Annotated in this window: 10 protein-coding genes and 1 pseudogene; 5 read left to right on the forward strand and 6 right to left on the reverse strand. The window is 68.6% G+C overall.

The features are described 5' to 3' along the window. Positions 1 to 32 precede the first annotated feature (32 nt). Together BLW81_RS18970 and BLW81_RS18975 are read left to right on the forward strand one after the other, a co-directional pair. A pseudogene (locus BLW81_RS18970) lies at positions 33 to 1,984 on the forward strand (primary-amine oxidase). After that, complete coding sequence (locus tag BLW81_RS18975; protein ID WP_083408509.1) at positions 1,971 to 3,920, forward strand: DUF7064 domain-containing protein; 1,950 nt, start codon at positions 1,971 to 1,973, stop codon at positions 3,918 to 3,920. Before BLW81_RS18970 ends, BLW81_RS18975 begins: the two are co-directional and overlap by 14 nt. A gap of 22 nt (positions 3,921 to 3,942) precedes the next feature. Here BLW81_RS18975 and BLW81_RS18980 read toward each other — a convergent pair whose 3' ends face one another. The 3 genes from BLW81_RS18980 to BLW81_RS18990 form a co-directional block, all read right to left on the reverse strand. Further along, positions 3,943 to 4,269 (reverse strand): YnfA family protein, encoded by a 327-nt coding sequence (locus BLW81_RS18980; RefSeq protein WP_083408510.1) that lies wholly within the window; start codon positions 4,267 to 4,269, stop codon positions 3,943 to 3,945. 94 nt (positions 4,270 to 4,363) lie between these two features. Further along, positions 4,364 to 5,245 carry an SCO6745 family protein gene (locus BLW81_RS18985; protein ID WP_083408511.1) on the reverse strand — a complete coding sequence of 294 codons (882 nt, stop codon included), beginning with the start codon at positions 5,243 to 5,245 and terminating at the stop codon, positions 4,364 to 4,366. Positions 5,246 to 5,300: 55 nt separating this feature from the next. After that, positions 5,301 to 6,005: a FadR/GntR family transcriptional regulator gene (locus BLW81_RS18990; protein ID WP_083408512.1), complete on the reverse strand. Its 705-nt coding sequence runs from the start codon at positions 6,003 to 6,005 to the stop codon at positions 5,301 to 5,303. A 123-nt stretch (positions 6,006 to 6,128) separates the two neighbouring features. On the opposite strand from BLW81_RS18990, the gene BLW81_RS18995 reads away from it, so the two are divergent. Next, a complete protein-coding gene (locus BLW81_RS18995; RefSeq protein WP_083410656.1) occupies positions 6,129 to 6,635 on the forward strand; it encodes a gluconokinase in 507 nt (168 codons plus the stop codon). A 67-nt stretch (positions 6,636 to 6,702) separates the two neighbouring features. Beyond that, entirely contained in the window at positions 6,703 to 8,136 is a 1,434-nt protein-coding gene (locus tag BLW81_RS19000; protein ID WP_083408513.1) for a GntP family permease, read from the forward strand. A gap of 12 nt (positions 8,137 to 8,148) precedes the next feature. Here the strand turns inward: BLW81_RS19000 and BLW81_RS19005 are convergent, their stop codons facing one another. The 3 genes from BLW81_RS19005 to BLW81_RS19015 are packed head-to-tail and all read right to left on the reverse strand — an operon-like array spanning position 8,149 to position 10,192. After that, positions 8,149 to 8,637 (reverse strand): RDD family protein, encoded by a 489-nt coding sequence (locus BLW81_RS19005; RefSeq protein ID WP_083408514.1) that lies wholly within the window; start codon positions 8,635 to 8,637, stop codon positions 8,149 to 8,151. 40 nt (positions 8,638 to 8,677) lie between these two features. After that, positions 8,678 to 9,652 carry a DoxX family protein gene (locus tag BLW81_RS19010; RefSeq protein WP_083408515.1) on the reverse strand — a complete coding sequence of 325 codons (975 nt, stop codon included), beginning with the start codon at positions 9,650 to 9,652 and terminating at the stop codon, positions 8,678 to 8,680. A gap of 36 nt (positions 9,653 to 9,688) precedes the next feature. Further along, the gene (locus tag BLW81_RS19015; protein ID WP_083410657.1) at positions 9,689 to 10,192 is read right to left on the reverse strand and encodes a DUF6328 family protein; all 504 of its coding nucleotides are present in this window, start codon (positions 10,190 to 10,192) and stop codon (positions 9,689 to 9,691) included. Positions 10,193 to 10,281: 89 nt separating this feature from the next. Between BLW81_RS19015 and xylB the strand changes: the two genes are divergently transcribed. Continuing rightward, positions 10,282 to 11,679: a xylulokinase gene (gene xylB / locus BLW81_RS19020; RefSeq protein WP_083408516.1), complete on the forward strand. Its 1,398-nt coding sequence runs from the start codon at positions 10,282 to 10,284 to the stop codon at positions 11,677 to 11,679. Positions 11,680 to 11,688: the final 9 nt, after the last annotated feature.

The following is an 11,688-nucleotide window of genomic DNA, read 5'->3' on the forward strand; positions in this document are numbered from 1 at the left end:
AGTCACCCGTTTCGGCGGTGCGCGACGGGCGAATGTGGTTGCGTTGGCGGGTGGCTCACCCGCTGGATCCCCTCAGTAGCGACGAGTTTGCGGCCGTCGCGTCCATCCTTCATCGCGACCGCGACGTCGGCGAGGGGTGGCGGTTCGCCTCGATCGAACTCGCCGAACCCGACAAGGCCCAGCTCACCGCTTTCGAAGAAGCAGCGGTCACGCCGCCGAGGCGCGCAACGGTGGTTTGCCTGAACCGTGCCAGCAACGCGACGTACAAGAGCCGGGTGTCGCTGTCCGAGGATCGCGTCGAGTCCTTCGAACACGTCCCCGGCGTGCAGGCCAATTTCACCGTCGACGAGTTCGTCGAGTGTGATCGACTGCTGCGCAGCCATCCCGACGTCGCCTCGGCCCTGGCCGCACGCGGCATCACCGACATGGATCTGGTGTTCTTCGACACCTGGACTTACGGCCACGCGGTCGCGCCGCCGCAGTACCGCGACCGCAGGCTCGGCTGGTCGGACACCTGGCTGCGGGCCGCCCCGGGGGCGAATCCCTACGCGCACCTGATCAGCGGGCTGCACTGCGTCATCGACCTCAACACCATGGAACTGCTCGAGGTCGAGAACAGCGGTGACGTCGGAATCCCCATGTGATGGGCGAATACGTGCCCGCCCTCATCCCGGAGGCCATCCGCGCGCGGTCACGCCGCGAACCGCTCAAGCCGCTGCATGTCACCCAGGCCGACGGCCCGTCGTTCACGCTGGACGGCAATCTGCTGCAGTGGCAGAACTGGTCACTGCGGATCGGGTTCAACTACCGCGAGGGCATGGTGCTGCACACCGTGCGTTACCGCGACGGCGACCGGAATCGCCCTGTGGCACACCGGTTGTCGTTCGCCGAGATGATTGTTCCGTACCGTGATCCGAGCATCGATCACTATCGGCGCACCGCGTTCGACATCGGTGAGTGGGGCCTCGGCTTCATGACCACCTCGCTGGAACTGGGTTGCGACTGTCTCGGCGAAATCCGTTACCTCGACGCGGTTCTGCACAACAGCAAGGGTGAGCCGTACACGATCGCCAACGCGATCTGCATCCACGAGGAAGACAACGCGGTGCTGTGGAAACACGTCGACCACGACGTCGGCGCGGAGGTGCGGCGGATGCGTCGCCTGACGGTGTCCTTCCACGTCACCGTCGCGAATTACGAGTACCTGGTCTACTGGCGGTTCCACCAGGACGGCAACATCGAGTGCGAGGTGCGCGCGACCGGCATCATGGTCACCACGCCGCTGGCGCCGGGACAGCCGCACCCGAACGGCACGTTGGTCGACGAGCGCACGTATGCGCCGTTCCACCAACACTTTCTGGTGGCGCGGCTGGACATGGACATCGACGGTGTCGACAACACGGTGTACATGTCGGAGTCCTACGCCGAGCCGACCGGACCGGACAATCCGCACGGTCTGTCGCTGGTCGCGCGTGACGTGCCGCTGCGCTCGGAGAGCCAGGCGAAGCAGGACGTCAACTTCGCGACCCAGCGCGCGTGGAAGGTGGTCAACACCAACGTCGTCACCGCACTCGGCACCCATCCGGCGTACCAGCTGGTGCCCGGCGGAGCTATCCCGCCGATGTTTGCTCCGGACTCGCCGGTACTCGAGCGCGCCGGCGTGATCGGCCACACCCTGTGGGTCACCCCGAATCATCCCGACGAGCGTTGGCCCGCAGGGGAATTCGTCAACCAATCGGTCCGCGACACGGGACTGAGCGTGTGGACGGCGGCCGACCGGCCGGTCGATAACACCGATGTGGTGCTGTGGTATGTATTCGGCATCCACCACATCACGCGGCCGGAGGACTGGCCCGTGATGCCGGTCGACGTGGTGTCGTTCTGGCTCAAGCCGTTCGGCTTCTTCGATCGCAACCCCGCGCTGGACGTGGTGGCCACGGCGCCCGATATGTGTCACACGGAGGTGACCAGTGCCCATCACTGACGTTGTGGAGCGTCCGACCGATCTGAGTGTCGAGTGGCTGGTCTCGGTGCTGGGGGTGCCGGTCGAGCGGTTCTCCTTCGAGCGCATCGGCACCGGGCAGATGAGCGAGTGCTACCGGATCACGTTGGGTTACGGCGAGAGCGGGCAGGGGCCCGGGTCGGTGGTGCTCAAGGTCGCGGCCACTGATGCGGTGAGTAGGCAGACCGGCCTGGCGCTGGGCCTGTATGAGCGGGAGGTGCGGTTCTACACCGACATCGCTTCGCGCATCGGCGGGCCGGTGGCGCCGTGCTATTCGTCGGCGTTCGACGCGGAGTCGGGGGCGTTTCACCTGGTGCTCGGCGACGCCGGGCCCGCGGTGGTCGGCGATGAGATCCGCGGAGCCACCGCCGAGCAGGCGATGCTGGCGCTGGCGGAGCTGGGTCGGCTGCACGGCCCGCTGCTCGATGATCCGGCGGCGGCCAGTGCGGACTGGCTCAATCGCGATGCGCCGGTGAATCAGGCGTTGATCACGCAGCTTTACGCGGGGTTCGCCGAGCGGTATGCCGATCAGATCGCCCCGGAGCATCGGGTGGTGTGCGAGCGGTTGGTCGCCGGGTTCGACGCGTATCTCGCGGCGGAGGGCGGCGAAGAGCGGGTCAAGGGTCTGGTGCACGGCGATTACCGGCTGGACAACATGCTGTTCGGTCAACAGGGCGCGGACCGGCCGCTGACCGTTGTCGATTGGCAGACCGTGACATGGGGGCCGGCGCTGAGCGATGTCGCCTATTTCCTGGGGTGCGCGTTGCCGTCCGAGGTGCGCCGCGCGCACTACGACGCGCTGCTGGAGTCGTATCACCGGGCGCTGGGCGCGAAGCTCAGCCTCGACGAGGTGCGCGACGGGGTGCGCAGGCAGAGCTTTTTCGGGGTGACGATGGCGATCGTCTCCTCGATGCTCGTCGAGCGCACCGAACGCGGCGACACGATGTTCATGACGATGCTGCAGCGGCACTGCGACCACGTGCTCGACGTCGACGCGCTCGCGATCCTGCCCGAGCCCACGGTCCCCGAGCCGCTGACCCCGGCCGCCGAGGACGAGGTCGCTCACCCGGCGGGCGAGGAGCCGTTGTGGAACGAGAGTTGGTACTTCGACTTCGTCGACGCCGGCCAGCAGATCGGCGGCTGGATCCGGCTCGGGCTGTACCCAAACATCGCGACGTCGTGGGTCAACGGCCTGGTGTGCGGCCCGGACATGCCGACCTACGCGCTCAACGATTTTGAGGGCACCGGGGCAATCGACCTGACCCTGGACCCGACCGAGCCGCTGAGGACTTATCGGGTGACGATGCGCGGGCGTGGCGAGGCGTTCGACGATCCGGCGGGGCTGTTGCGCGGCGAGGCCGGGCGCCCCGTCAAGGTGACGATGAACCTGGAGTGGCGCACCGTCGGCACGCCGTACCTGTACCGGATCACGCCGCGCTACGAGATCCCGTGCACGGTGTCGGGCAGCGTCACCGTGGACGGGCGGGAGTTCTCGTTCGCCGACGTGCCGGGTCAGCGCGACCACTCGTGGGGGATGCGCGACTGGTGGGCGATGGACTGGGTGTGGAGCGCGTTGCATCTCGACGACGGCACCCGCCTGCACGGTGTCGACATCCGCATCCCCGGGGCGCCGCAGTTCGGCATCGGCTATGTGCAGACCCCCGGCGAGTCGCTGCTGGAGTCGCAGACCGTGACGGCACGGGAGACGTTCGCCGACAACGGTTTACCGCTGCAGACGACGATCACGTTGAACCCGGGCGACGTCGTCGCCACGTTCGAGCCCAAGGGCAACGCGCCGGTGCTGCTGACATCCACCGACGGCCGGGTCAGCCAGTTCCCGCGCGCGTGGGGAACCGTCACCACCGCCGACGGCCGCACGGGCGTGGGCTGGGTGGAATGGAACCGCAACAGGCCCTGACCGCTTCTGGCGCGAGCGTGCGCTAACGCGGCGCGTACATGATCAGTCCGACGCCGAAAAGACAGATCAACGCGCCGGCGACATCCCATCGGTCGGGCCGGAAGCCGTCGGCCACCATGCCCCAGGCGAGCGATCCGGCGATGAAGACCCCGCCGTAGGCGGCCAGCACCCGGCCGAAGTGGGCATCCGGTTGAAACGCCGCCACGAATCCGTAAGCGCCGAGCGCCATTACACCCGCGCCGATCCACCACCAGCCGCGGTGCTCCCGCACGCCTTGCCAGACCAGCCACGCGCCGCCGATCTCGAGCAGCGCGGCGAGCACGAACAGCAGGACCGACTTCAACACCATCACGTCACTGAGCCTGCCGCGAGCGTGCACAAAATGCTGAAATTCTGCGGCGTGTCGTGTGCAGACACGCGCGCTCGCGCCACAACGAGAGGGCTCAGAGGTGGGCGCTGTCGTCGTCGAGGTCGTCGCGGGTCAGTCCCATCGGCGTGGCCGCGGGCACGTCACCGCCCGCGACGACCTTGCGGGTGATCGGGGTCAACGCCCGGAACAGCGCCTCCACCTCATCGTCGTCCAGCGCGTCGAGCACGCCGAGCGCCAGCCGGTCGGTGCTGTCCTCGATTCGCTGCTTGAGCTCGCGGCCGGCATCGGTCAGGTCGTCGCCGTCGAGCAGGCCGCGCTGCGTGAGCCGATCCTGGTAGGACCGCCACTGCTCGTCGTCGTAGTCGCGGCTGCGCATGATCATCTCGCGCGGCACCCGACCCGCGGCGGCGTGCAGCACGTTGCACTCGCGCCCGGTGATCCCTTCCGCGATGAGCACGGCGACGTGCCCGTCGCCGCGTTGTTCGCGCAGCAGGGTGGTGGCGTGCCACAGCTTCGCCAGCGGTTCCTCCGGCCACGGCAATGCCGCGTTGGCGGCGAACAGGGGGCGACCGTCCAGCGGCGCGGCGGCCGCGGCCTTGGCGGCGAGGTCGGCCGCGGTCTGCAGGTCGTCACCGTCGCCGACGCCGTAGCGGCGCAACGTGGTGACCGCAGCCTCCTGCCGAACCCGCAGCGCGTCGGCCGGCGGAGCGACGTCCCACGCGGCCGGCAGCGCCTTCGCGACGCGGTGCGCCGCGAAGTTGTAGAACGCCGCCGTCACGACCTCCGGCGGCACCACGCCGAACGGCGCCGAGCGGGCCGCGAAATAGCCCATCCAGAAACCCTTGTACCCCAGCGCATCGAGCGCTTCGCGAGACTCGGGAGCGAAGTAGGTGACGGCGTGCACGGGTTCGAGTCGTTCGAAGAAGCGGCGCGCCAGCGTCGATAGCCTGTCCACGTTTCGCAGTTAACCACTGCCCGGGCGACGCGCTTCGGGGGGTGCGGCCGAAGCCCTAGAGTTCCTCGGCTACAGCCAGACTGGCCTCGTCGATGATCGCGCGCATCGCCCGTTCGGCGGCCGCCTCGTCGCGCATCCGGATTGCCCGCGCCACCTGGTCGTGCAGATCGATCGCGGCGGGGTTCGGCGTGGCGGGCATCATCCCGTGGTGCGTGCGCCCGGCCAGTACCTCGGCGACCACCCCGTCGAGTGCACGGAACATCTCGTTTCCGCTGGCCTCGAGCAGCGTGCGGTGAAACAGCTTGTCCGCCTCCAAATATGCCCCGAGGTCGCCGGCACGCCCGTGCATCACCATGTCCGACACCGCCGCGGCCATCAACCGGCACTGGTCCGGGTCGGCGCGGCGCGCCGCCAACGCCGCGGCGGCAGGCTCGAATCCGCGCCGCAGTTCGGACAACGAGAGGAGTTGTGCGGCACGGTCCGGGGAGTCCAACCGCCAGCGGATCAGCAGCGGGTCGAAGACATTCCACTTGTCGGTCGGTTGAATCGTGATTCCGACCCGGCGCCGCGATTCGACCATGCCCATCGATTCGAGGACCCGGATCGCCTCGCGCACGACGCTGCGTGACAGGCCGTGCTGCGCGCTCACCGCGTCGAGGGTCAGCACATCTCCGGTCGCGTACTCGCCGGACACGATCGCGGTCCCCAGCGCGGCGAGCAAACTCCCGTGCAGAGCACCGACGTTTGGCCGAGACACCACGGATACATCCTGTCATAGCTTTGCTGGGTCGGATAAAAACATATGATTCCGTAACTCTGTTGCAATCATATGCTTTTTAAGGCATGCTGTGTGACGCCAAACACAACTGGGTAGGCGGTGCAGATGGCGTCACCAATCGTCGTGATGGGCGTGTCCGGGTCGGGCAAGTCGACCGTCGGGGCCGCGCTCGCACAACGCCTGCGTGTGCCGTTCGCCGACGCGGACGACTTTCACCCGCCGGCCAACATCGCCAAGATGACGGCGGGTGAGGCGCTCAACGACGACGACCGCTACCCGTGGCTGGAAGCGATCGGGGAGTGGCTGGCCGAACGCTGCGCCACCGGTGGGGTGATGAGTTGCTCGGCACTCAAACGCAAGTACCGCGACCAACTCCGCCGGCACTGTCCGGAGGTCGAGCTGCTGCACCTGCGCGGCACCCCGGAGGTCATCGGCCGCCGGCAGGCCAGTCGGCCCGGCCACTTCATGCCCGCCTCGCTGCTGACGTCCCAGTTTGAGACCCTCGAACCGCTCGAGCCCGATGAACGCGGCGTCGATATCGACGTCGACCAGAGCATCGACGCCATCATCGAGGCCTACGTGACCGCCACCGCAGAAACCGAGCACGGCTGAGGTTCACGCCGAACACATTCTCCTTCAACCGAATTCGAACCCCAACCCGCAGACCCTCGGAGGCCTCATGGAAGCGATCGAACCGGCATACGGCGCCACCACCCTGCTGCTGATAGCGGCGGCGGCGGTCGCGGTCCTGCTCTTCCTCATCATGAAGGTCAAGATGCACGCGTTCGTCGCGCTGGTGTTGGTCAGCGCGCTGACGGCGCTGGCCGCGGGCATCCCGGTCGGTGATGTGCCGTCGGCGTTGAGTTTCGGGTTCTCCAACACGCTGGGCTCGGTAGCGCTGCTGGTCGGCTTCGGCGTCATGCTCGGCAGACTGCTCGAAGTCACGGGCGGAGCGCAGGTGCTGGCCGACACGCTGATCAGCCGGTTCGGCGAGAAGCGCGCGCCGTTGGCGCTCGGCGTGGCTGCGCTGATCTTCGGCTTCCCGATCTTCTTCGATGCCGGCCTCGTCGTCTTCCTGCCGATCATCATGACCGTCGCGCGCCGCTTCGGCGGGTCGCTGCTGCTGTACGGGCTGCCCGCCGCCGGTGCGTTCGCCGCCATGCATGCCTTGGTCCCGCCGCACCCGGGACCGGTCGCGGCCGCCGAGGCGCTGGAAGCCAGCATCGGTCTGACGCTGGTGATCGGCCTGCCGATCGCGGTGGTGTCCTGGTATATCGGTGTGCTGCTGGTTTCGCGGGCGTTGGGACGGCGCATCCACGTCGACGTTCCCACCGCGCTGTTCGGTGAGATGAACGACGGGCGCAACGGCGACACCGACACCGACGGCGGCACCTCCGGCACCGGGCGAGCTGTCACCGCAACCCGCACCGCGCCGTCGTTCGCCACCGTGCTCGGCGTCCTGCTGCTGCCGCTGGTACTGATCGGGTTCAATACCGTTCTCGATACCCTGATCACCGCCGGCGTGCTGGAGGAATCCACCTGGGCTCAGTACCTGATGTTGTTGGGCAACACCAGCATTGCGCTGCTCATCACCGTTGTCGTGGCCACCCTGGTGCTGGGTCTGCGCGGTGGTCGCTCGATGGACGACGTCAGCACGCTGTTCGACAAGGCGCTCGGCCCGGTCTGCTCGATCATCCTGATCACCGGTGCGGGCGGCATGTTCGGCGGGGTGCTGCGACTCAGCGGCATCGGCAGTGCGCTGACCGACTCACTGTCGGGCCTGGGCATGTCGCTGATCGTGCAGGCGTTCATCATCGCCACGCTGCTGCGGGTGGCGCAGGGTTCGGCGACCGTCGCGCTGACGACGACGGCCGGGTTGCTCAGTGCCGCCGCCGCCGAAGCAAGCCTCAGCAGTGTTCAGCTCACCCTGCTCGTCATCGCGATCGCCGCCGGCGCGACTGTGCTGTCCCACGTCAACGACTCGGGATTCTGGTTGGTCAGCCGGTTCTTCGGAATGGACGTCAAGACCACGTTCAAGACGTGGACGGTCATGGAGACCACACTCGGCCTGACCGCGTTCGGGCTCAGCCTGATCGTGTGGCTGGTGGTCTGACCGCAGCCGCGATCAGGCCTTGACGACCTGGGTGCCGCCCGCGAGCTGATCGTGCTTGCCCTGTTTGGTCGGGCTGCCGTTGATCGTGACGGCGATGACGACGATCGCGATGAAGCCGAGCAGCCCGCCCACGAACGGGATGACCGGCAGAACAGTCCACGAATTGCGGATCGCCGACTGTGCGGCCGTCGGTTTGGGTGTGCCGCCGGGGCCCAGCACCCGCAGGCCGAGCACCTTCTTGCCCAGCGTCGAGCCGGTGGTGGTCTCGAAGGCGAAGAAGTACACGAACATCAGCACCCCGGTGAACAGACCCGTCACCCAGATGCTCGAAAGGCTGTCGGTGAAGAACGCCAGCAGCCAGCTGATGATGCCGACGATGATTCCGTCGATGAGGCGCGCCAGCCAGCGCAACAGCAGGCCGCCGGGACGGCCCGCGGAGGGCGGGTAGCCTCCCGGCTCGCCGTACTGTCCTGGCTGGTATCCGAATTCAGGGCTGGTCACGGCGCCAATCTACCGGCGACGCCGTGACCTTTGGGGCGGATCAGCGCAGTTTGCGCTGCTGCCGCTTGGCTTCCTTGCTCGCCTGCTTGGCTTGTTTGCGAGCCTGCTTGCGGGCCGTCTCGGCGATTTCCTGAGCACGCCCCCGCGCTTCCGGCGCCCGCTCGCGGGCGACATCGGCCCACTCCGAACCGCGCTCGCGCGCAACGTCGGCCAGCAAGGCGCTGCGCTTGCGCGCAACGTCGGCGAACTCCGGTCCGCGCTCGCGCGCAACGTCGGCGAAGTCGGCGCTGCGCTTGCGGGCCAACTCGGCGAACTCCGGTCCGCGCTCGCGCGCCACCTCGGCGAGTTCAGCACCCCGCTTGCGGGCCAACTCCGCGAACTCCGGTCCGCGCTCCCGGGCGACCTCGGCGAGCTCGCTGCCCCGTTCGAGCGCGACGTGTGCGATCTCCCGGCCGCGTTCCGCCCCGACCTGCAGCCCATGGCTGACCTTGTCGGCGATGGCGCTGTCACCGAGCGCCCCGCCGGCCGCCGCCCCTGCGGGCAGTGCCGCGGTCACGGCGCCGGACACCTTCTGCGCCGCCTGGCGGCCGCGCCAGCCCAGCGACGGTTTGCCCTCGGTGTCCACCGCGGCGATGATCAATCCGCCGATCAGGCTGACGTCGGTGATGAACGCCCGCCGTTCCTCGGCCTTACGTGCTGGATCCGTCTCGCTCCAGAACGTGTGTCCACCAAGGCTGCCCGGGACCACGCTCACCGCGAGCGCGGCCGATGCCAGCCGTGGCAGTTTGCCGGTCGCCAACAACAGGCCACCGCCGATCTGCACAGCGGCGGTCACCTTGGCGACGGTTTCGGCGTTGGCCGGGACATTGGTGCCGACCGGGTCGGGCAGCTTGCTCAGCCCCTCGAGCGTGGGACGGGCGGCGTCGGCCGCCGGCTTGGGACTCCGCAGCGCTTCCACCCCACGGGCGATGAAGGCAGCTGACAGCATCGGGCGCGCGATACGACGGATCAACATGGCCCCTGTGTTCCCGGGCTGTCGGTGCCACAAACGTCAGTTTGTCCCGCGCATACGGCGTTGGCGCAGGGGCAACACGAACCAGAACATCGACAGAGTCACCAGGCTGACCCCGCCCGCGATCCACGCCGCGGTCCGGCCGGCGACCGTGTCGAAGATGATGGTGGCGACGCCGGCGAGCGCGACTCCGAGCAACAACATCCCCACGAGCGCGTAGCTGTGGGCGGTGGCCACCAGCGAGCGCATGCGCCGCCGGCGGAACAGCAGCCGGTGCATGCTCACCGGGGCGATGAGCAGGATGGTCGCGCCGATCGAGCAGACCACAGTGGTCAGGTAGACCACCCGCATCGCGGTGTCGAGGTCGTCGAAGCGGTCCGAGAACGACAGGATCAACAGGAACCCGGTGAGTAACTGGACACCGGTCTGCGCGACGCGCAGTTCCTGCAGCAAGCTCGACCAATTGCGGTCCAGCCGTTGCGTTTCCGTCTCGCCGCGGCCATCGTCTCCCTGGGGGTGCGCGTCCGGGCCCTCGGTGTCCACACCTGATTCTCGCAGTCGCCCCTCGCAGTGGCCACCGAACGGCGGTTTCGGCACCCACCCCGCCCGCGCGGCGTAGTAGTTTCGCAAGGGTGACTCTCGTTGCGGGCATCGATTCGTCCACCCAGTCCTGCAAGGTGCTGATCTGTGACGCGGACACCGGCGCGGTGGTGCGCTCCGGGTCGGCGCCGCACCCCGACGGCACCGAAGTCGACCCCCGACACTGGTGGGCCGCGCTGGAGACCGCGGTGTCGGCCGCGGGCGGCCTGGACGACGCGGCCGCCGTCTCGGTCGGTGCCCAGCAGCACGGCATGGTGTGCCTGGACGAAAACGGCCAGGTGGTGCGGAATGCGTTGCTGTGGAACGACACCCGGTCCAGCACGGCCGCCGTACAGCTCACCGACGAACTCGGCGGAGCCCACGAGTGGGCCAAACGCATCGGCGTGGTGCCGGTGGCGGCGATCACCGCGACCAAACTGCGCTGGCTCACCGACCACGAACCCGCGCAAGCCGACGCGACGGCCGCCGTGTGCCTGCCGCACGACTGGTTGACCTGGCGGCTCAGCGGTTCGACCGACATCGGCGACCTTCGCACCGACCGCAGCGACGCCAGTGGAACCGGCTACTTCTCCTCGGAGGCAGGCGAATACGACTCCGGCCTGCTCGAGCTGGCGATGCGCGGACGACGGCCGCTGGTCCCGGAGGTGCTCGGCCCGCGCGATACGGCGGGGCGGACCGCCTCGGGTGCACAGTTGGGCGCCGGCGCGGGCGACAACGCCGCCGCGGCACTGGGGCTGGGTGCGGCCGAGGGCGACTGCGTGCTGTCGCTGGGGACGTCGGGTGTCGTCAGCGCGGTGGGCGGCGTGGCACCGCACGATCCGGAGGGTGTGGTGGCTGCCTTCGCCGACGCCACCGGCCGCCAACTGCCGCTGGTGTGCACGCTCAACGGCGCGCCGGTGCTCGCGGCGGTCGCGCGGATGCTGGGCGTGGAGTTCGACGAGTTGGACCGGTTGGCGCTGTCGGCGCCCGCAGGCGCAGAAGGCCTGACGCTGGTGCCGTACTTCGAGGGGGAACGGTCGCCGAATCTGCCCGAGGCCAGTGGAGCCCTGCACGGCGCGAACACCCGAAACCTGACGTCGGCCAACGTCGCTCGCGCAGCGGTCGAAGGTCTGCTGAGTTCGATGGCGTACTGCGTCGAGAAGATCGCCGCGCACGGCGTCGACGTCCACGATGTCATCCTCACCGGCGGGGGAGCGCGTTCGGAGGCCGTCCGCCGGATCGCCCCCGCGGTGCTGGGGACGACGGTGCGGGTGCCGACTCCGGCCGAGTACGTGGCACTGGGTGCGGCGCGTCAGGCCGCGTGGACACTGTCGCAGTCGGATTCGCCACCGGAGTGGACTGCGGAGGGCGGCCAGACCTACCGCGCAGATCCCACCCCGGCAGTGCTCGACCAGTATCGCGCAGCCCAGCCGCTGACGCTCGGGCAGTGATGCCGGCTC

The sequence above is a fragment of the Mycolicibacterium rutilum genome, assembly GCF_900108565.1.
Classification (GTDB): Bacteria; Actinomycetota; Actinomycetes; order Mycobacteriales; family Mycobacteriaceae; genus Mycobacterium; species Mycobacterium rutilum.

What these genes read in the sequence shown, in the direction of transcription:
- BLW81_RS18980 (WP_083408510.1), bottom strand. Translation starts at nt 4,269, where the DNA reads ATGGTGTTGAAGTCGGTCCTGCTGTTCGTGCTCGCCGCGCTGCTCGAG.
- BLW81_RS18995 (WP_083410656.1), top strand. Translation starts at nt 6,129, where the DNA reads ATGGCGTCACCAATCGTCGTGATGGGCGTGTCCGGGTCGGGCAAGTCG.
- BLW81_RS19000 (WP_083408513.1), top strand. Translation starts at nt 6,703, where the DNA reads ATGGAAGCGATCGAACCGGCATACGGCGCCACCACCCTGCTGCTGATA.
- BLW81_RS19010 (WP_083408515.1), bottom strand. Translation starts at nt 9,652, where the DNA reads ATGTTGATCCGTCGTATCGCGCGCCCGATGCTGTCAGCTGCCTTCATC.